We start from the raw sequence: 17,991 nt of genomic DNA, 5'->3' as shown, positions 1-17,991 counted from the left end.
TAGCGCGTCTAGCGTTCCGGCACCGCCAAGAACCGCCGGGCCAGATTCTCCTCGGTGGACGCCCCTGGTTCCCAGTGCGCGATCCACGGTCCGGTGCCCTCCGACTGGTCGAGAATCCCCTGTTCCAGCCAGGTGTAGCGACCGCCCAGCACCTCGCGTGCCAGCCGAACATCGGTGCTGTCTGTGTTGGTCCACAGCGCGTGGAACAACGCGTCGACCCGCAGGGTTGCCTGCTGGCAGAACGCATCAGCCACCTCGTAGGCCTGTTGGCCCTCGGCTGCATCCGCAACCCGTTGGGCCTCGGCCCGGACACATGTCGCCGACATCGCGAACAACTCCGCCCCGATATCCACTACCCGTCCGAGGAATCCCTGCTTTTGCTCCAACGCAGCCTGCCAGCGCGCCATCCCGTAGAACGTATTGCGGGCCAGCTTGCGAGAAGAGCGCTCGACAAAACGCAGATGTGTGGCAAGCTTTCCAAACTCGCGGTAAGCCGTCGGCCGTTGTCCTTCCCCGAAGACCAGTTGCGGCAACCACTTTGCATAGAACCCGCTTGCGCCAGCAGCCGCCTTGGCCTTTTGCCGCATATCGGCTTTGGGATTCGCGAGGTCCCCGGCCGCGGTCAGGTGTGCATCGACCGCCTCACGGGCAATCAGCAGCCGCATGATCTCGTCAGACCCCTCGAAGATGCGGTTGATCCGCAGATCGCGCACCAACTGCTCCACCGGCACCGCCCGCTCACCCCGTGCGGCCAACGACTCGGCGGTCTCGTAGCCGCGGCCGCCGCGAACCTGCACCAACTCGTCGGCGATCACGCAGGCCATCACGCTGGACCACAACTTGGCTAACGCCGCCTCGATTCGGATGTCGTTGCGACCCTCGTCGGCCATCTGACCGGACAGGTCCAGCACCGCTTCCAGCGCGTAACTGGTTGCGGCGATGAAGGAGATCTTGTTGGCGACTGCGGCATGCTCGCCGAGCGGCTTACCCCACTGCACCCGTTTGCACGACCACTCTCGCGCGATCTTCAACGACCATTTGGCCGACCCTGCCGCCATCGCGGGTATGGACAGCCGTCCGGCGTTCAGTGTGGTCAGCGCGATCCTCAGCCCGTCGCCTTCGCGGCCGATCAGGTTTTCACGCGGAACCCGGACGCGATGCATCCTCGTCACGCCGTTTTCGATACCGCGCAGACCCATGAACTTATTGCGCCGCTCGACGGTGATGCCGGGTGAATCGGCCTCGACGACAAAAGCGCTGATCCCCCCGCGGTGCCCCTCGCTCTTCGGCACTCGGGCCATCACCACGAGCAGGTCGGCGACCACACCGTTCGTCGTCCACAACTTCACGCCGTCTAGTTCGTAAGCCTGTCCGTCATCGACGGGTGTCGCGGTCGAGGCCAGCCGCGCCGGGTCGGAACCGACGTCCGGTTCGGTCAGCAGAAACGCCGATATCCCCCCGGCAGCACAGCGGGGCAGGAACTTCCGCTTCTGCTCTTCACTCCCGGCAAGCTTGAGTGGTTCCGGTACCCCGATCGACTGGTGCGCTGACAGCAACGCCCCAAGGCTGGGATGCACCGTCGAAACCATCACCAAAGCACCGTTGTAGGCGACCTGCGACATGTTCAAACCGCCGTACTCGGACGGTATTTTCATGCCGAAGCAGCCCAGCTCGGCAAGGCCTTTCACGTATTCGTCGGGAATCTGGGCATCGCGCTCGATCACACTGCCATCGATGGTGCCGAGAAATTCGCGCAGTTTGGCGAGAAATGCCTCGGTGCGAGCGGCTTCCTCGTCGGTCGGCCGGGGAAACGGATGGATGAGCTCCAACGGAAAGCGCCCCAGGAAAAGCTCCTTAGCGAAGGACGGTTTGTCCCAACCGCTTTCGCGCGACTCCTCCGCTACGGCTCTCGCCTGCTCCTCGGTAACCTGCACCTGCTCCGTCACCGGACACCTCCTGGTTCTTTCTGCCTATTCATCGACGCTTCAGCTGCCAGTGTTCCCTTTGAGGCGGTGCGGTACACGCTCATTCAGGCGTCGAGTTCCCGGGCGACGGCCTTGACCACCTCGGAGACCCGGCGGGCGGTCTTGCGGTCCGGGTAGCGGCCCTTACGCAGCTCAGGCTGCACCGCGCTCTCCAGCAGCGTGATCATGTCCTCGACCATACCGTGCAGTTCGTCGGGGCTGTGCCTGTGTTCCGCGGGCCCCTCGCGGCGAGGACGGACAAGGCTCGGCGGCGGCTCAATCAGCTTGAGACTCAATGCCTGCGGTCCGCGCCGGCCAGTCGCCACGCCGAACTCGACGCGCTGGCCGGCCTTGAGGCCGTCGACACCCGCGGGCAACGCCGAGGAACGGACGTAAACGTCCTCGCCGTCCTCTTGCGACAGGAAGCCGAACCCCTTCTCGGGGTCATACCACTTCACCTTGCCGGTCGGCACTGGTCTCACCTGCTTGTCTGACGGATCACCACACAACGAAGCGTCCCGCCTGCGCAGGACGCGGTGACTGCTGATCCTACTCGGACGCTGGGCGCGATTACCCTCGTTTACTCGGTCGTCACGGTGGCGACCCGTCCCCCGCAAGCGGGAGGTGCCCCCAGCGCCCTGCTGCGTCGCGCCGGCGATCGCCACTCGGTAGGCTGATGCTACCGCTGGAGGAGATATGCGCCTGGTCCTGAACGTCATCTGGCTGATCTTCGGCGGCCTTTGGCTGGCCGTCGGCTATCTCTTGGCGGCGCTTGTCTGCTTCCTGCTCATCATCACCATCCCATTCGGGTTCGCCGCGCTGCGCATCGCGTCGTTCACGCTGTGGCCATTCGGGCGCACGATCGTCAGCAAGCCGGGTGCCGGCACCGGCACTATGATCGGCAACATTATCTGGGTGTTGTTGTGCGGGTTCTGGCTCGCGATAGGGCACCTGGTGAGCGCGGCGATGATGGCGGTCACGATTATCGGTATCCCACTGGCACTGGCTGATCTCAAACTGATCCCGGTGTCGCTGATGCCGCTGGGCAAGCAGATCGTTCCGGTCGACTCGCCGAGCAGATCCGAATGGGTGCACGCATGACGCTGGTCGCGCTGGGTGTGCCGACGGTGCGGCGTCACGCCGATGCCGAGTTCGGACGGGGCGAGATGCCCACGTCCGGACCGCTGATCGACACGTTCGGACGGGTTGCCACCGATCTGCGGGTGTCGCTGACCGACCGTTGCAATCTGCGCTGCACCTACTGCATGCCGGCCGAAGGCCTGGACTGGCTACCCAACGAACAACTGCTGCAGCCCGACGAGCTGGCCCGATTGTTGCGTGTGGCGGTGACCCGGCTCGGTATCACCAGCGTGCGGTTCACCGGTGGCGAGCCGTTGTTGGCCCGCCACCTGGAGGACGTGGTGGCGGCGGCCGCGGTGCTGCAGCCCCGCCCGGAGATCTCGCTGACCACCAATGGTCTGGGACTGGACCGGCGGGCGGGCGCCCTGGCCAAGGCGGGTCTGGACCGGGTCAACGTGTCGTTGGACACGGTAGATCGCGCCCACTTCGAGGCCATCACCCGCCGCGACAGGCTTTCGGACGTGCTGGCCGGGCTGGCCGCCGCGAAGGAAGCCGGCTTCGAACCGGTCAAGGTCAATGCCGTGCTGGATCCGGTGACGGGTCGAGCGGACGTGGTGGAGCTGCTGCGGTTCTGTCTGGAGCACGGCTACCAGCTGCGGGTCATCGAGCAGATGCCGCTCGACGCGGGGCACCAGTGGCGTCGAGGCGACGTGCTGACCGCCGACGACGTCCTGGCCGCGCTGCGACCGCATTTCCGGCTGCGACCCGATCCGGCGCCACGTGGGTCGGCACCGGCCGAACTATGGCTGGTTGACCAGGGCCCGGGCAGTCCAGCCGGGAAGGTCGGGGTGATCGCCTCGGTGTCACACCCGTTCTGTTCGACGTGTGACCGGGTCCGGTTGACAGCCGACGGGCAGATTCGCAACTGTCTGTTCGCCCGGCGGGAGACCGACCTTCGTAGGCTGCTGCGCGGCGGCGCCGACGACGACGCGATCGAGTCGGCCTGGCGCGCCGCGATGTGGGCCAAGAAAGCCGGGCATGGCATCAATGACCCGGACTTCATCCAGCCGGACCGTCCGATGAGCGCGATCGGGGGTTGACCGTGGCCGAGACGTCCGACGAGCGCACCGGGATACCCGTCACGGTCCGTTATTTCGCGGCAGCGCGGGCGGCGGCCGGCGCCGAAACGGAAATCGTCACGGTGCCGCCCGGCGCCACAGTGGCCGAGCTGGTCGACGGCCTCGCCGGGCGGGATGTGCGGCTGGCGGCGGTGCTGAACCGATGCTGCTATCTGCGCGATGGCATCGCCGTGCGGGACGACGCGGCAACCGCCAGGCCCCTTCGTGCGGGTGACACGATCGACGTCTTACCGCCCTTCGCAGGCGGCTGACCAACGTGATTTGCCTCACATAACGAATCGATAACGGCCCGGCTACGACTCGATTGCGTGCCCTTTTGAGCTGCGCAGACAGCGCACTCTCCTGGCGTTTTAGGCCCGCGCGACACGCCGAATCGCCGAATTCGGATGAACGTGACCCGGCGTCGACAACCCGCTACCGTCTCCCGCGGGTTTACCGCGTCTTCCTGAGCGGCGGGCCTTGCCCACTTGTAGCGCCGAGCTCCATCCAGCAAGCCGGGCAACGTACACCAACTGGATGGAGGCGGGGGACCCAATCGGTCCGCCGAAATCGGACCGGAGCCGTCCGCGGCTCCTTGGGGTGAAGCCACCGCCGTTTCCCCGTGGACTACGGCAGTGGCCGGGCAACCTCTCTGGTTGTATCCAGCCCGAACCCGACAGCTGACCTCGTGGGCGCCTGCAGAGAGGACATACCGGCATATGAGTGGACGGCATCGTAAGCCCACCACATCCAACGTCAGCGTGGCCAAGCTCGCCTTTACCGGGGCGGTGCTCGGCGGCGGCAGCATCGCCCTCGCGGGCCATGCCACGGCAGCCACCGACGGCGAATGGGACCAGGTAGCCCGCTGCGAGTCCGGCGGCAACTGGTCGATCAACACCGGCAACGGGTACCAGGGTGGACTGCAGTTCAATCGAGGCACCTGGGCCGCGCACGGTGGCGGTGAGTTCGCCGCGTCGGCCAACCTGGCCAGCAGAGAACAACAGATCGCCGTTGCCGAGCGGATACTGGCGGGGCAGGGTCGCGGCGCGTGGCCGGCATGCGGTCATGGCCTTTCTGGCGCGACGCCGCGTAATGTGCTCGCCGCTGACCAGGCGCCGGTGAACGCGCCCGAGGATGCCCTGGAGGCCGACGGCGAGCCGGCGGTACTCGACGCCCCACCGCCCGCCGACGACGCTCCGCCGCCGGAGGAGGCTGCTCCCCCGGTCGAGATGGCCGCCGCCGAGGAACCCGCCCCGCCCGCTGAGGAGCCCGCCGCCCCCGAGGAACTCGCCCCGCCGGTCGAACCGGTCGCCGACGACGACGCGACCGCCGGCGACGCACCGGAAGTTCACCCGGTCCAGGCCGTGGCGAACTGGACGTTCGCACCACCGGCCCCCGTGCCGAGCGACGCCAACGGGCTGCCCGCCGGAGCACCGCAGAACATGGACCCCGGCTACCTCACGGATCTGTGGCAGGCCATCTGGGCGCAGGACATCAACGGCAACGATGCACTGGCCGCACTCGCCCAGCAGCCCCCCGCTGCGGCGCCCACGCCGTAATTAGGCCGAGCCGATCCACTCGTCGGTTCCGTCGGCGAAGAACTGGTGCTTCCACACCGGTAGCCGTGCCTTGATGGCGTCCACCAGCTGCGCGCAGGTCTCGAACGCCGCCTGCCGATGGTCGGCTGCCACCGCGGCCACCAACGCCGCATCGCCGATCTTCAGGACACCGATGCGGTGGCTGGCCGCAATAGCCCGCACACCGCGGCACTGCTCGGCGATTTCGGCCACCACGTCGGCCAGGACCTGCTCGGCCGACGGGTGCGCGGAGTATTCCAGCCGCAGCACCTGACGGCCGCCGTCGTGGTCGCGGACCGCCCCGACGAATCCCACGATCCCGCCGGCGGCCTGATGGCTCACCAGGTCTTCGTGTTCGGCCAGCAGGATCGGCTGATCGGTCAGCGCCGCGCGCAATACCTGTGTCATCGGGGGTGGTCTTTGCCGGCGAGTTGGTCCAGCGCGTGGTCGAGGACGTCGGCGAGCACGCCGAGCCCGTCGCGCACCCCGCCCGTCGACCCCGGCAGATTCACGATCAGGGTGCGACCGGCCACCCCGCACACCCCGCGTGACAGCACCGAGGTCGGCACCTTCGGCAGTCCCGAGCGGCGGATGGCATCGGCGAGCCCGGGCACGTCGTAGTCGAGCACCGCCGCCGTTTGGGCCGGGGTGTCGTCGCTGGGTGAAATGCCGGTGCCACCGGAGGTGATGATCAAGTCGACCCCTTCGCCGATGGCGTCACGCAGTGCCCGGCCGACCGGGTCGCCGTCGGCGACCACTACCGCGTCTAGGAGCGGGAAGCCCCGTTGGCCGAGCCATTCGATGATGATCGGGCCGCAGCGGTCCTGGTAGACACCGGCCGACGCGCGGGTGGAGGCGACGATGACACGTGCGGATCGGGCGGCCATTACCGCGTCCAGGTTCCGCTGCGCCCGCCGTCTTTGCGCAGCACCCGAATGTCGTCGATGCGGGCAGTCGGGTCCACTGCCTTGATCATGTCGTAGAGCGTCAGGGCCGCCACGCTGACGGCGGTCAACGCCTCCATCTCCACCCCGGTGCGGTCGGTGCTGTGCACGGTCGCGGTGATGTCGATATCCGACTCCCCGACGGTGAAATCGACGTCCACACCGGTGAGCGCCAGTTGGTGACACAGCGGAATCAGATCGCTGGTGCGCTTGGCGGCCAGAATGCCCGCCACCCGGGCGGTGGCCAGCGCATCGCCCTTGGGTAGCCCGCCCTTCGAGATCAGCGACACCACCTCCGGACAGGTGCGGAAAGTTCCCGCGGCGACAGCGGTGCGCCTGGTGGCCCCTTTTTCGGTGACGTCGACCATATGCGCCGCTCCCCGCTCGTCGATGTGCGAGAGCGGATCCGAGCCGGGCGCGGCTGCCGACAATGCCGTCACCGCCTACTGATTGACGACGGTGACCGGGTGCAGGTAGGGCAAATCGTCGGAGGGCACCGGGAATACCAGATCACCGAACGGGGACAGCGCGCCGGCCCGATCGGTCGCCAGTTCGCTCACCGCGTGATCGTCGGGGTCCGTCGTCGGCCAGCCGTTGTCGACGTACCGGCCCCTCGGCGTCTTTTTGTCTGCGTTGTCAGCCACGGGGTCCATTCTTACAGGTCTCACGCCTGTGACCCGGTCGAGTGGCCGGTTACACCACGCGATCGGCAACATACCGTGACATAGCTGGCCACTCGGGCACTGCTTTACGCTGGTCGGCAATGACCCAACACACCCCGGACATCCCGCTGGGGTCCTGGCTGGCCGAGCTGCCCGACGAGCGGCTGATCCGGCTACTGGAGCTGCGGCCCGACCTCGCGCAGCCGGCACCCGGCAGTATCGCGGCCCTGGCAATGCGCGCTCAGGCCCGTCAGTCGGTCCGGGCTGCCGCCGACGAACTGGACTTCCTGCGGCTGGCGGTGATCGACGCGCTGCTGGTGTTGCATGCCGATACCGCGCCGGTTCCGGTCGCCAAACTGCTCGCGCTGATCGACGGCCGAGCACCGGAAGCCGATGTCCTCGACGCGGTAAATGACCTCATGCAGCGTGCCCTGGCCTGGGGCGACACCGACGTCCGGGTGGCCGCCGACGCCGCCGCCGCACTGCCGTGGTATCCCGGCCAGGCCATCCTGGAGGACGAAGGCGGCACCAGCGACCAGATCACCGCGCTCCTCGATGACCTCGACGACGACGAACTCATCGTGTTGGAGAAATTGCTGGAGGGCTCGCCGATGGGCCGCACCCGTGACGCCGCGCCGGGCGCCCCGCCGGATCGCCCGGTGCCGCGGCTTTTGGCGAAGGGCCTGTTGCGCCGGATCGACGCCGAGACGGTGATCCTGCCTCGCCACGTCGGGCAGCTGCTGCGCGGCGAGGACCCCGGCCCGGTGCAGCTGAGGCCACCCGATCCGGTCGTCACCACGACCACGCCCGACGACGTCGACGCCGCAGCCGCCGGAGCCGCCATCGACCTGCTGCGTGAACTCGACGTGACGCTCGAAACCCTGAGCACCACACCGGTTCTGCAGCTGCGCGGCGGCGGGCTCGGGGTACGCGAAGTCAAGCGGCTGGCCAAGGTGACCGGCATCGACGACGCCCGGCTGGGCCTGATCCTGGAGCTGGCCGCCGCGGCCGGCCTGGTCGCCAGCGGCATACCCCATCCACAGCCGGACGACGGGCAGGGGCCGTACTGGGCGCCGACGGTCGCCGCAGACCGGTTCGCCGACGCGTCCACCGCCGACCGTTGGCACCTGCTGGCCTGCACGTGGCTCGACCTGCCTCGCCGCCCGGCACTGATCGGCACCCGCGGCCCGGACGCCAAACCGTATGGCGCCCTGTCGGATTCGGTGTACTCGACGGCGGCGCCGCTGGATCGCCGGTTGGTGTTGGACATGCTGGCCGAGCTGCCGCCCGGCACCGGCGTCGACGAGACCACCGCGTCGGCGGCCCTGGTGTGGCGGCGGCCCCGGTGGGCCAAACGGCTACAGCCGGGGCGGGTCGCCGATCTGCTGGACGAGGCGCACTTCCTTGGCCTGGTGGGCCGCGGAGCGATCAGCACCCCGGGCCGCGCGCTGGTTGGGCAAGGTGACACCGCCGCTGTTGTCGACACGATGACGCGCGTGCTTCCCGCACCGATCGACCACTTCCTGGTGCAGGCCGACCTGACCGTGGTGGCGCCCGGCCCGCTGGATCGCCACCTGGCCGACGAACTGGCCGCGGTCGCCATCGTCGAGTCGGCCGGCGCGGCGATGGTGTACCGGGTCAGCGAAGCTTCGATCCGGCACGCTCTGGACATCGGCAAGACCGCTGACGGATTGCATGCCCTGTTCGAGACGCACTCCAAAACACCAGTGCCGCAATCACTCACCTATCTCATCGATGACGTGGCCCGTCGACATGGACAGCTACGGATCGGCGTGGCGGCCTCCTTCGTACGCTGCGAAGACCCGACGCTGCTCGCGCAGGCGGTGGCCGCGGCCGAACCGCTCGGGCTGCGGGCGCTGGCACCGACGGTGGCGGTCAGCCACGCGCCGATCGGCGAGGTGCTCGCGGCGTTGCGCGACGCGGGTTTCGCGCCGGCCGCCGAGGACTCCACCGGGACCATCGTCGACATCCGCTCCCGGGGAGCCCGAGTGCCCGCACCTCAGCAACGCCGGCCGCAGCGCCCGATACCGCGCCCCAGCAGCGACACGCTCAGCGCAGTCGTCGCAGTGCTGCGCAAGGTGGGCACTGCGCCGTTTGCCAACGCCCGGATCGACCCGGCGGTTGCGATGGCACTGTTGCAGCGCGCCGCGCGGGATGCCACCACGGTGGTGATCGGCTACGTCGACGCGGCGGGAGTGGCCACCCAGCGGGTAGTGACGCCGGTCGCGGTGGTCGGCGGCCAGCTGGTCGCCTTCGATTCGACCTCCGGGCGGGCACGCGACTTCGCTGTCCATCGCATCACGTCAGTCATGTCGGCCGAGTCCGGATAATCGACGCTATGACCGACGGGCCGTTGATTGTGCAGTCCGACAGGACGGTGCTGCTCGAGGTTGACCATGAGCTGGCCGGTGCTGCGCGCTCGGCGATCGCGCCGTTCGCCGAGCTGGAACGCGCACCCGAGCATGTGCACACCTACCGCATCACCCCGCTGGCACTGTGGAACGCCCGCGCGGCCGGTCACGACGCCGAGCAGGTGGTCGACGCGCTGGTCAGCTATTCCCGCTACGCGGTCCCCCAGCCGCTACTGGTCGACATCGTCGACACGATGGCCCGCTACGGGCGGCTGCAGTTGGTCAAGAACCCGGCGCACGGCCTGATGCTGGTCAGCCTGGACCGCGCGGTGCTCGAAGAGGTGCTTCGGCACAAGAAGATCACCCCGATGCTGGGCGCCCGCATCGACGACGACACCGTGATGGTGCACCCCAGTGAGCGCGGCCGCGTCAAGCAAATGCTGCTCAAGATCGGCTGGCCGGCCGAGGATCTGGCCGGTTACGTTGACGGCGAGGCGCATCCGATCAGCCTCAGGCAGGACAGTTGGCATCTGCGCGACTATCAGGAGATGGCGGCCGAGTCATTCTGGGCGGGCGGCTCGGGCGTGGTCGTGCTGCCGTGCGGGGCGGGCAAGACGCTGGTCGGTGCAGCCGCGATGGCGAAAGCCGGTGCGACGACGCTGATTCTGGTCACCAACATCGTCGCCGCCCGGCAGTGGAAGCGCGAACTGGTTGCCCGCACGTCGCTGACCGAGGACGAAATCGGCGAATACTCAGGAGAACGCAAGGAGATCCGGCCGGTAACCATCTCCACCTACCAGATAATCACTCGTCGCACCAAGGGCGAATACCGCCACCTGGAGCTGTTCGACAGCCGCGACTGGGGACTGATCATCTACGACGAGGTGCACCTGCTGCCGGCGCCGGTGTTCCGGATGACCGCCGATCTGCAGTCGCGCCGACGGCTGGGCTTGACGGCGACGCTGATCCGCGAGGACGGCCGCGAGGGTGATGTGTTCAGCCTGATCGGCCCCAAACGCTATGACGCGCCGTGGAAAGACATTGAGGCCCAGGGCTGGATCGCACCGGCGGAATGCGTCGAGGTACGGGTCACGTTGACCGACAGCGAGCGGATGCGCTACGCCACCGCCGAACCCGACGAACGCTACCGGATGTGCTCGACGGCGCACTCGAAAATCGCGGTGGTCCGCTCGATCCTGAGCCGCCACCCGGGCGAGCAGACCTTGGTGATCGGCGCCTATCTCGACCAGCTCGACGAACTCGGCGCCTTGCTGGACGCTCCGGTGATCCAGGGCTCGACCAAGACCGCCGAACGTGAGGCACTGTTCGACGCATTTCGGCGCGGTGAGGTGTCCACGCTGGTGGTGTCGAAGGTAGCCAATTTCTCCATCGACCTACCGGAAGCCGCTGTGGCGGTGCAGGTTTCGGGAACCTTTGGCTCGCGTCAGGAGGAGGCGCAACGGCTGGGCCGGCTGCTGCGGCCCAAAGCCGGCGGCGGCGGTGCGGTTTTCTACTCGGTGGTCTCCCGCGACACCCAGGACGCCGAATACGCTGCGCATCGGCAACGCTTTCTCGCCGAGCAGGGCTATGGCTACGTCATCCGCGACGCGGACGACCTATTGGGACCGGCGATTTAGGTCGTCAGTATCGTCGCGGCGGCGGTGCCGGGCGCGCCGTAGACCTGTGCGAACCCAACCCGCGGCCTGCCGCGTACCTGGCGTTCGCCGGCCTCCCCGCGCAACTGGCGCACCAGCTCGTGCACCTGTCGCAACCCTGACGCGCCGATCGGCTCACCGTTGGCGATCAACCCGCCGTCGGTGTTGACCGGCATCGGCCCGGTGATCTCGGTGGCGCCCTCGGCCACCAGTTTCTCCTGGTCTCCGTCGGCGCAGAACCCGGCCTCGGCCATGTGGATCACTTCCGCGCCGGCGTCGGTGTCCTGTAACTGAATGACGTCGACCTCCTCAGGCGACACCCCGGCCGTCTCGAACGCGGCCCGGGACGCGTACACCGTCGGCGACACGTCCTCCTCGATCGGCGCGAAGGTGGCGTGCACCTCGTAGGCGCCGTAACGACGAGTGCGAATCTCGGCCGCCCGCAAGAACACCAGCTTCGAACTGAACCGAGGCGCGAGGTCTGCTCGGCACATGATCACCGCCGCTGCACCTTCGTCGGGCGTGCAGAACATGTATTGGGTCAGCGGGTAATTCAGCACCGGCGAACCCAGGATCTCCTCCTCCGAAAGCGGCTTACGCCGGAAAGCGTTGGGGTTCAACGCTCCATTGCGGAAGTTCTTGACGGCCACCTTGGCCAGCGTCTCGGTCGAGATGCCGTGATCGTGAATGTAGCGGTTGGCCTTCATCCCGAAGAACTTGGTCGTCAGGAACTGGCCATTCTCGGCGTACCAGGCGGGCAATGCCAGCTTGGCCGGGTCATCGGTGAATGCGCCGCGCGGGTGCTTGTCCATACCCACGGCGATACCGATGTCGTAGCGGCCCAATCGGATCGTGTCCGCGCACAGCTGGGTGGCGCTGGCAGCTGTCGCGCACGCATTGAACACATCGGTGAACGGAATGCCGGTCAGCCCCACCAGTCTGGTCACCGCGTCCGGGTTGGACACCTCATGGCTGCCACCGACACCGAACTGGATGTCCTTCCAGTCGATGCAGGCATCGTCCAGCGCAGCCTGAATCGCCTCCGCGCCCATCTCCATGGCCGACTTGCCCTCGAAGCGACCGAACGGATGCAGGCCCACGCCAATGATGGCCACGTCGTTCATCTAGAACTCCCTTGTACGTTAGACCGGCTCGAAGGCGAACGTGATGACCTCGTTGCCCTCGTCATCGGTAGTGAACGGCACCATGGTCAGCTCGACGTCCATACCGAATTGCAGCTTCGCGGGGTCGTTTTCGGTCAACCGCCCCTCAACGCGAACCACGTCGCCGAGCTGAACCAAGCCCACGCCGAACGGGGTGAATTCCGTGCCCGTCGGGCCGGCATAAGGAGGCCCCGGTGGGAAACCCTGCGTCGTCCAGGAAACCAGGGTTCCGCGCCGGGGCAGCAGCAGCTCGGACATCTCCCCGCCGCTGCACCGCGGGCACCGCTGCTGCACCGGGAAGGTGGTGGCGTCGCAGGCACCACACCGACTGCCGATCAGCTGCGGGTTGTCGTCGGGCCAGGTCGAGATCTCGGGCGCCAGTGCCTTCTGCATCGAGGGATCCTTAAGTTGGTACGACACGAGAATAATGCCGCTCAAGCGAACCGTACAAGAGGATTCCGCAATAGCGGAAATCGCATTCTCCTAGCTCAGCGCCCGGATCACCTCCCGCTCGAATAGCTCGATGCCCGATCGGTCATAAGCCGCCTCGGGGAAGTAGCAGATCACGTATTGGCAACCCAGGTCGCGCAGATGCGCAAGCCGCTCGGTGACTTGCTCGGTCGTGCCCGTCGCCGACTCGGGGCCGCTGGTGCCGGTGATCATCGCATCAGCCGTCGCTTCGGGCACATAGCCGAGCATCCGATCGCGTATCCGCTGCAGCCGGTCTTTGACCTCCGTTTCCGAGCTGGCGACGACGGTGTTGAGGTTGGCCGAGCGCACGATCGCGCTGAAATCGGTACCCACCTCGCGACAATGCCCGGCCAGCGCTTCGGACTTGTGGGCGAACTCCGCGGGCTCGGGCGTGAAGTTGGTGTACTGAGCGTATTTCGCCGCGATCCGCAACGTCACCTTCTCCCCACCGCCGGCGATCCAGAATGGGATACCGCTGTTCTGCAACGGTTTCGGTGCGACGATCGCCCCGTCGACCTGGTAGTGCTCACCGGTGAAGCTGACCTTGCCGTCGCGCCAGGCGTCACGCATGATCTGCACGCCCTCATCGAGGCGCCCGAGCCGTACTTTCGCCGACGGGAAGCCGTAACCATAAGCGCGCCATTCGTGTTCGTACCAGCCGCCGCCAATGCCCATCTGGATGCGGCCGCCGGAGATGACGTCGGCGGTGGCCGCAACCTTGGCCAGATACACCGGGTTGCGGTAACTGATCGCCGTGCACATCTGGCCGAGTTTGATCCGCGACGTCGTCGCCGCGTAGGCCGACATCAACGACCAGGCCTCGTGGGTGGCTTCACCGGTCGGCATCGGCACGGTGTGGAAGTGGTCGTAGACCCACAGCGAGTCCCACGCGCTGTCGTCGGCGTAGCGGGCCAGCTCGCGCATCACCGCCCAGTGTTTGTCGGGTTCGATCCCGACGAGATCGAGGCGCCAGCCCTGTGGGATGAAAAGTCCGAAGCGCATAGCTGCCGACTCTAACCCGTCTCAAATACCCAGCGTGGCCAGCGCGCCTTCGACCGCTGCGGCACGTAGTTCGTCGAGGGGCGTATCGGGGAACTGCATGCAGCAGTCCTGCAGGCCACCGAACGCGATCACCGCGCGAACAGCTTGGGCCAGTGTGGGTTTCGGCCCGAACACCAGCTTGCCGAGCCGGGTACGCCAGGCCAGCACCTTTTCGACCAAGCCGAGATCCTCCAGAATGGCGAACTCCGCGACCACCACAACCAGGTCCCGTCGATGTCGATAGTGGAAATCGACGTAGCCCTCCAGCAGATCGCGCACATCGGTATCGTCGCGGTTCTCCTGGTCGACGACGAACTGCTCGCCCTCCTCGATGAGTGGTTGTACGATGCTGCGGACCAACTCCTCTCGCGAATTGAAGTGGTAGTACAACGCCGGCTTGGTGACCCCCAGTTCGTCTGCGATGTCCTGCAGGCTGGTGCGTTGCACACCCTGCCGGATGAACAGTTCGCGGGCGACCTCCTGAATGCGCTCCCTGGTATCGGAGCGGGGCCTACTCACTCGGCGATCATATCTGACTTACCGATAGGTAAGCACCCGTGATACGCTTACCGATCGTTAAGTAAGGAGGCGGGGATGCGGGTTCTGATTTCAGGTGCGAGCATCGCCGGCCCGGTGCTGGCGTACTGGCTTGCCCGGTACGGGTTCGACGTCACCGTCGTCGAACGGGCGCCGGCGCTGCGCAAGACCGGCGGCCACGCCGTCGACCTGTTCCGGCCGGCGATGGAAATCTCGGCAAAGATGGGTGTGCTGTCGCGCATCGAGGCGTGCGCCACCGGCACAACCCGGTTGATCATCTACCGCGACAACGCGCGGCGACCGGTCACAGTCGATCTCACCAAGATCTTCGCCGCCGCCTCCGACCGGCATGTGGAAATCATGCGCGACGACCTCAGCGAGATCTACTACGACGCCGGCGATGTCGAGTACCTGTTCGGTGACTCCATCACCGCCATCTCACCCGACGGTGAGGTGACATTCGAGCGTGCCGCGCCACGCAGGTTCGAAGCCGTGGTCGGTGCCGATGGGTTGCACTCCAACGTGCGGCGGTTGGTGTTCGGTGACGAGGCGGGCCTCACCCGGTTCCTCGGTGGTTACCTGGCGGTGGCTTCGGTGCCGAAAGCACTCGCGCACAACGGCGAAATGGCCGGGCATGTCGAAATCGGCCGCATCGCCGGGATCTACACCGCACAACACCTGGCCGACGCGCGGATGCTGTTCATGTTCCACAGTCCCGAACTCGGCTATGACCATCGAGATAACGCGCGGCAGAAGGACTTACTGCGGAATGCGTTCGCCGGGATGGCTCCGCGAGTGGACGGTTGGCTCGAGCAGCTCGACGAAACGACGACGTTCTACTTCGACTCGATCACCCAACTGCAGTTGAACAACTGGTCGCGAGGGCGGGTCACCCTCGTCGGCGACGCCGGCTACTGCCCGGGCCCCGCGGTGGGTGGCAGCACCAGTCTGGCGGTGGTCGGCGCGTACGTACTGGCCGGGGAACTGGCCCGCGCCGACGGCGACCACGTGGCGGCGTTCGCGGCCTACGAGAAGCAGATGCGCGAACCGGTGCGCCACAGCCGCGCTTTCGCGCGCGGAGCCGCCAAGACCGTCGTCCCCGGTTCCCGGGTCGCGGTGTGGGCGGTGACCCGGGGTGTGCAACTGGTCTCGGTGCTGCCCACCCCGCTCACCCGCGTGCTCGCGAAGCTGAACACCAAAGGTGTACGCATGCACGACTCGATGCCCGTGCCCGACTACGGCGTTCCCATGTGAGGAGTGGCGTCGACCAAGGCTGATTGCGGCTACCCTGTCGCACATGCCCCTGTCGAATAACGAACGCGCAGAGTTTCTGGCGCAGCCGCATATCGCGGCGCTGTCGATAAACGCGGGCGAAAGCCGCGGGCCACTGACCGTGCCGATCTGGTATCAGTACACGCCGGGCGGCGAGCCCTGGGTGCTGACCGGTGCGGGCTCACGCAAGCACCGTCTCATCGAGGCGACCGGCCACTTCTCGTTGATGGTCGAGCGGCTCGAGCCGTCGGTGCGCTATGTGGCGGTCGACGGCTCGGTGAGCCGGATCGAGCACGGCACCGACGACCAACACGTCGAGCTGGCCCATCGCTACCTGCCGCCGGAACGGGCGGAGGCCTACCTCGAATACGCCCGCCACGAACTCGGCGAAAGTGTCGTGATATACCTCAAGCCGCAGCACTGGCTTTCGGCCGACCTCGGAGAGTTGTGACATGGCTTCTCGGCACACAATGTTTCGGGTTTTCTACCGTGTCGGGTTTACCCCGTGGGACGGTCATCCGATTGTGACGCCGCTGCGCGAACTGATCGAGGGAGCCGATGCGTTGCCGCCGGCATCGGCGCTCGACGTCGGCTGCGGCACCGGCGGCTCCTCGATTTATCTCGCCCAGCACGGATGGCAAGTCACCGGAGTCGACTTCGTCCCGAAGGCACTCGACAAGGCACGCGCCAAGGCCCGTGCCGCCGATGCCACCGTCAACTTCATCCACGCCGACGTCACGCATTTGAGCCAGGCCGGAATCAGCGGGCCCTTCGAGTTGATCGTGGACAACGGCTGTCTGCACGGCATGAGTGCGCACGACCGTGACCTTTACCTGCGGGAGATCACCGCGGCCGCAGCCCCGGGTGCACGGCTGTCGATCGTCGCCTTCAAACCCGGCGGCGGGGTAGGGCCGGTGGGAATCAGCCAAGCGGAGATCGAGCGCCGATTCGCGCCCGCATGGGCGCTCCTGTCGGCGGCCGATGAAACGGTGACGCCTCAGGGCAAACTCACCGGCAGATTCGGGTCCCGGTTCCAGGCGCGCAGCTACGTATTTCAGCGCCAGTAGTGCGCGAGCGCTCCTGACCCGGAGGTGACAAGTACCCAGTACCGTGGGTACCGTTGGGGATGTGTCCACACTCAAGCCCACCTCCGGTGCCGGAACTAGTCACTCGCCGCGGCCGATCAAGGTCCGAAGGATTCATTTCCGCTACGACGCCAAACCACTCGAACGCCACTACGTCCAGGGCGACCTGGTGATGAGCCACGTCGTATCGGTGCTATCGGCGTTCTTTCCCCAGGGGGAGGATTTCTTCGTTCGGTCGGTGCGCCATTACGCGGACAAGATCACCGACCCGCAGTTGAAAAAGGCCGTCGCCGGCTTCGCCGGCCAGGAGGTCACCCACGGTCGCCAACACCGCGAACTCAACGACCGGTTGCAGCTGATGAGTTATCCCACCCACCGGATCGACCGGCGCACCGAGAAGGGCCTGGCCCGGCTGGAACGGTGGCGCATCCCGCGCTACCGGCTGGCCGTGACCGCCGCGCTGGAGCACTACACGGCAACGCTCGCGGAAACACTGCTCAGCGATCCGCGTGCTCGGGAAGTGTTGGGGGACAGCGAGGTCAGATCGGTGCTGCTGTGGCATGCGCTGGAGGAGTCCGAGCACAAGGCCGTTGCATTCGACGTCTACCGCGCGGTCGGCGGAACCGAGCGGATGCGGATCATCGCGATGTGGATAACCAGCTTCGCGTTCATCGGTGTGCTTGCGCTGCACACCACGTTGTCGCTGCTCGCCGACCGGGCCGCCTACCATCCGGTGCGATTGATCAAGAGTATTGCCGCACTGCGACACTCACCGTTCCTGACGCGGGCGGCGATACGCTGCCTGCGTGCCTACACCCGAACTGGGTTTCACCCCAACGACAACGACAACACCGCATTGGTCGACGAATGGGCCGCGCGGCTCTTCGGCGAGCAGGGCTCGCTGGCCGATCACCTGGCATAGCTTTCTCTGCTTTCTCTGACCCTGATTTTTCGGCCGGGCCTGTAATTATTGCGCGGTCCACTCGCACTTCTGCGCCCCAACAACAGCCTCGCGGAGATGTCGGTGGCTTCGACCACCCTGTCGGTATG

Annotated in this window: 20 protein-coding genes and 1 riboswitch; of the genes, 10 read left to right on the top strand and 10 right to left on the bottom strand. The window is 66.8% G+C overall.

Translation table 11 applies throughout. The features are described from left to right. Window positions 1-8 precede the first annotated feature (8 nt). Both ACRDTL_RS11020 and ACRDTL_RS11015 read right to left on the bottom strand, forming a co-directional pair. Window positions 9-1,946 (bottom strand): acyl-CoA dehydrogenase family protein, encoded by a 1,938-nt coding sequence (locus ACRDTL_RS11020; protein WP_431506743.1) that lies wholly within the window; start codon window positions 1,944-1,946, stop codon window positions 9-11. Between the two features lie 83 nt (window positions 1,947-2,029). Continuing rightward, complete coding sequence (locus ACRDTL_RS11015; RefSeq protein ID WP_431506742.1) at window positions 2,030-2,437, bottom strand: cold-shock protein; 408 nt, start codon at window positions 2,435-2,437, stop codon at window positions 2,030-2,032. Between the two features lie 223 nt (window positions 2,438-2,660). On the opposite strand from ACRDTL_RS11015, the gene ACRDTL_RS11010 reads away from it, so the two are divergent. The 4 genes from ACRDTL_RS11010 to ACRDTL_RS10995 all read left to right on the top strand — a co-directional run bounded on the left by ACRDTL_RS11010 (window position 2,661) and on the right by ACRDTL_RS10995 (window position 5,721). Then, entirely contained in the window at window positions 2,661-3,065 is a 405-nt protein-coding gene (locus tag ACRDTL_RS11010) for a YccF domain-containing protein (protein ID WP_431506741.1), read from the top strand. Then, the gene (gene moaA, locus ACRDTL_RS11005) at window positions 3,062-4,144 is read left to right on the top strand and encodes a GTP 3',8-cyclase MoaA (RefSeq protein ID WP_431506771.1); all 1,083 of its coding nucleotides are present in this window, start codon (window positions 3,062-3,064) and stop codon (window positions 4,142-4,144) included. Before ACRDTL_RS11010 ends, moaA begins: the two co-directional genes overlap by 4 nt. Window positions 4,145-4,146: 2 nt before the next feature. Further along, window positions 4,147-4,434: a MoaD/ThiS family protein gene (locus ACRDTL_RS11000; protein ID WP_431506740.1), complete on the top strand. Its 288-nt coding sequence runs from the start codon at window positions 4,147-4,149 to the stop codon at window positions 4,432-4,434. A gap of 216 nt (window positions 4,435-4,650) precedes the next feature. Continuing rightward, window positions 4,651-4,873: riboswitch (cyclic di-AMP (ydaO/yuaA leader) on the top strand. 8 nt (window positions 4,874-4,881) lie between these two features. Then, window positions 4,882-5,721 (top strand): transglycosylase family protein, encoded by an 840-nt coding sequence (locus ACRDTL_RS10995; RefSeq protein WP_431506739.1) that lies wholly within the window; start codon window positions 4,882-4,884, stop codon window positions 5,719-5,721. Here the strand turns inward: ACRDTL_RS10995 and ACRDTL_RS10990 are convergent, their stop codons facing one another. From ACRDTL_RS10990 to ACRDTL_RS10975, 4 genes are all read right to left on the bottom strand, one after another. Then, a complete protein-coding gene (locus tag ACRDTL_RS10990) occupies window positions 5,722-6,147 on the bottom strand; it encodes a molybdenum cofactor biosynthesis protein MoaE (protein ID WP_431506738.1) in 426 nt (141 codons plus the stop codon). Beyond that, the gene (locus tag ACRDTL_RS10985; protein ID WP_431506737.1) at window positions 6,144-6,626 is read right to left on the bottom strand and encodes a MogA/MoaB family molybdenum cofactor biosynthesis protein; all 483 of its coding nucleotides are present in this window, start codon (window positions 6,624-6,626) and stop codon (window positions 6,144-6,146) included. Before ACRDTL_RS10985 ends, ACRDTL_RS10990 begins: the two co-directional genes overlap by 4 nt. Further along, window positions 6,626-7,051 carry a cyclic pyranopterin monophosphate synthase MoaC gene (gene moaC / locus ACRDTL_RS10980; protein WP_431506770.1) on the bottom strand — a complete coding sequence of 142 codons (426 nt, stop codon included), beginning with the start codon at window positions 7,049-7,051 and terminating at the stop codon, window positions 6,626-6,628. The genes ACRDTL_RS10985 and moaC overlap by 1 nt, the downstream gene beginning before the upstream one ends. A gap of 75 nt (window positions 7,052-7,126) precedes the next feature. Next, window positions 7,127-7,336, bottom strand: a complete 210-nt coding sequence (locus ACRDTL_RS10975) for a hypothetical protein (protein ID WP_431506736.1) — start codon at window positions 7,334-7,336, stop codon at window positions 7,127-7,129. 110 nt (window positions 7,337-7,446) lie between these two features. Here ACRDTL_RS10975 and ACRDTL_RS10970 point away from each other — a divergent pair, with 110 nt between their 5' ends. Together ACRDTL_RS10970 and ACRDTL_RS10965 are read left to right on the top strand one after the other, a co-directional pair. Further along, window positions 7,447-9,696, top strand: coding sequence for a helicase-associated domain-containing protein (locus tag ACRDTL_RS10970; protein ID WP_431506735.1), 2,250 nt, complete (start codon window positions 7,447-7,449; stop codon window positions 9,694-9,696). Window positions 9,697-9,704: 8 nt separating this feature from the next. Beyond that, window positions 9,705-11,354 (top strand): DNA repair helicase XPB, encoded by a 1,650-nt coding sequence (locus ACRDTL_RS10965; protein ID WP_431506734.1) that lies wholly within the window; start codon window positions 9,705-9,707, stop codon window positions 11,352-11,354. Here ACRDTL_RS10965 and ACRDTL_RS10960 read toward each other — a convergent pair. The 4 genes from ACRDTL_RS10960 to ACRDTL_RS10945 all read right to left on the bottom strand — a co-directional run bounded on the left by ACRDTL_RS10960 (window position 11,351) and on the right by ACRDTL_RS10945 (window position 14,566). Beyond that, window positions 11,351-12,496 (bottom strand): thiolase family protein, encoded by a 1,146-nt coding sequence (locus ACRDTL_RS10960; RefSeq protein WP_431506733.1) that lies wholly within the window; start codon window positions 12,494-12,496, stop codon window positions 11,351-11,353. The two genes, ACRDTL_RS10965 and ACRDTL_RS10960, sit on opposite strands and share 4 nt — an antisense overlap. An 18-nt stretch (window positions 12,497-12,514) precedes the next feature. Beyond that, window positions 12,515-12,928, bottom strand: coding sequence for a Zn-ribbon domain-containing OB-fold protein (locus tag ACRDTL_RS10955; protein ID WP_431506732.1), 414 nt, complete (start codon window positions 12,926-12,928; stop codon window positions 12,515-12,517). Between the two features lie 90 nt (window positions 12,929-13,018). Beyond that, entirely contained in the window at window positions 13,019-14,008 is a 990-nt protein-coding gene (locus ACRDTL_RS10950; RefSeq protein WP_431506731.1) for an LLM class F420-dependent oxidoreductase, read from the bottom strand. Window positions 14,009-14,029: 21 nt separating this feature from the next. Next, entirely contained in the window at window positions 14,030-14,566 is a 537-nt protein-coding gene (locus ACRDTL_RS10945; RefSeq protein ID WP_431506730.1) for a TetR/AcrR family transcriptional regulator, read from the bottom strand. A 75-nt stretch (window positions 14,567-14,641) separates the two neighbouring features. Here ACRDTL_RS10945 and ACRDTL_RS10940 point away from each other — a divergent pair, with 75 nt between their 5' ends. From ACRDTL_RS10940 to ACRDTL_RS10925, 4 genes are all read left to right on the top strand, one after another. Next, the gene (locus ACRDTL_RS10940; RefSeq protein WP_431506729.1) at window positions 14,642-15,838 is read left to right on the top strand and encodes an FAD-dependent monooxygenase; all 1,197 of its coding nucleotides are present in this window, start codon (window positions 14,642-14,644) and stop codon (window positions 15,836-15,838) included. A gap of 43 nt (window positions 15,839-15,881) precedes the next feature. Further along, window positions 15,882-16,307, top strand: coding sequence for a pyridoxamine 5'-phosphate oxidase family protein (locus tag ACRDTL_RS10935; protein ID WP_431506728.1), 426 nt, complete (start codon window positions 15,882-15,884; stop codon window positions 16,305-16,307). 1 nt (window position 16,308) lies between these two features. Further along, window positions 16,309-16,923, top strand: coding sequence for a class I SAM-dependent methyltransferase (locus ACRDTL_RS10930; protein WP_431506727.1), 615 nt, complete (start codon window positions 16,309-16,311; stop codon window positions 16,921-16,923). A gap of 61 nt (window positions 16,924-16,984) precedes the next feature. Beyond that, on the top strand, window positions 16,985-17,863 hold the full coding sequence (locus ACRDTL_RS10925) for a metal-dependent hydrolase (protein ID WP_431506726.1): 879 nt from the start codon (window positions 16,985-16,987) through the stop codon (window positions 17,861-17,863). Window positions 17,864-17,991 lie beyond the last annotated feature (128 nt).

Origin of the sequence: Mycobacterium sp. (assembly GCF_050700595.1) — a bacterium.
Lineage (GTDB): Bacteria > Actinomycetota > Actinomycetes > Mycobacteriales > Mycobacteriaceae > Mycobacterium.
The sequence above is the reverse complement of the archived record's forward strand: the minus strand, read 5'-3'. Positions and strand labels throughout refer to the sequence as shown.

Coding starts and splice junctions, on each gene's coding strand:
- ACRDTL_RS11010 (WP_431506741.1), top strand. CDS start 2,661: ATGCGCCTGGTCCTGAACGTCATCTGGCTGATCTTCGGCGGCCTTTGG.
- moaA (WP_431506771.1), top strand. CDS start 3,062: ATGACGCTGGTCGCGCTGGGTGTGCCGACGGTGCGGCGTCACGCCGAT.
- ACRDTL_RS10995 (WP_431506739.1), top strand. CDS start 4,882: ATGAGTGGACGGCATCGTAAGCCCACCACATCCAACGTCAGCGTGGCC.
- ACRDTL_RS10990 (WP_431506738.1), bottom strand. CDS start 6,147: ATGACACAGGTATTGCGCGCGGCGCTGACCGATCAGCCGATCCTGCTG.
- ACRDTL_RS10985 (WP_431506737.1), bottom strand. CDS start 6,626: ATGGCCGCCCGATCCGCACGTGTCATCGTCGCCTCCACCCGCGCGTCG.
- moaC (WP_431506770.1), bottom strand. CDS start 7,051: ATGGTCGACGTCACCGAAAAAGGGGCCACCAGGCGCACCGCTGTCGCC.
- ACRDTL_RS10975 (WP_431506736.1), bottom strand. CDS start 7,336: ATGGACCCCGTGGCTGACAACGCAGACAAAAAGACGCCGAGGGGCCGG.
- ACRDTL_RS10970 (WP_431506735.1), top strand. CDS start 7,447: ATGACCCAACACACCCCGGACATCCCGCTGGGGTCCTGGCTGGCCGAG.
- ACRDTL_RS10965 (WP_431506734.1), top strand. CDS start 9,705: ATGACCGACGGGCCGTTGATTGTGCAGTCCGACAGGACGGTGCTGCTC.
- ACRDTL_RS10960 (WP_431506733.1), bottom strand. CDS start 12,496: ATGAACGACGTGGCCATCATTGGCGTGGGCCTGCATCCGTTCGGTCGC.
- ACRDTL_RS10955 (WP_431506732.1), bottom strand. CDS start 12,928: ATGCAGAAGGCACTGGCGCCCGAGATCTCGACCTGGCCCGACGACAAC.
- ACRDTL_RS10950 (WP_431506731.1), bottom strand. CDS start 14,008: ATGCGCTTCGGACTTTTCATCCCACAGGGCTGGCGCCTCGATCTCGTC.
- ACRDTL_RS10940 (WP_431506729.1), top strand. CDS start 14,642: ATGCGGGTTCTGATTTCAGGTGCGAGCATCGCCGGCCCGGTGCTGGCG.
- ACRDTL_RS10935 (WP_431506728.1), top strand. CDS start 15,882: ATGCCCCTGTCGAATAACGAACGCGCAGAGTTTCTGGCGCAGCCGCAT.
- ACRDTL_RS10930 (WP_431506727.1), top strand. CDS start 16,309: ATGGCTTCTCGGCACACAATGTTTCGGGTTTTCTACCGTGTCGGGTTT.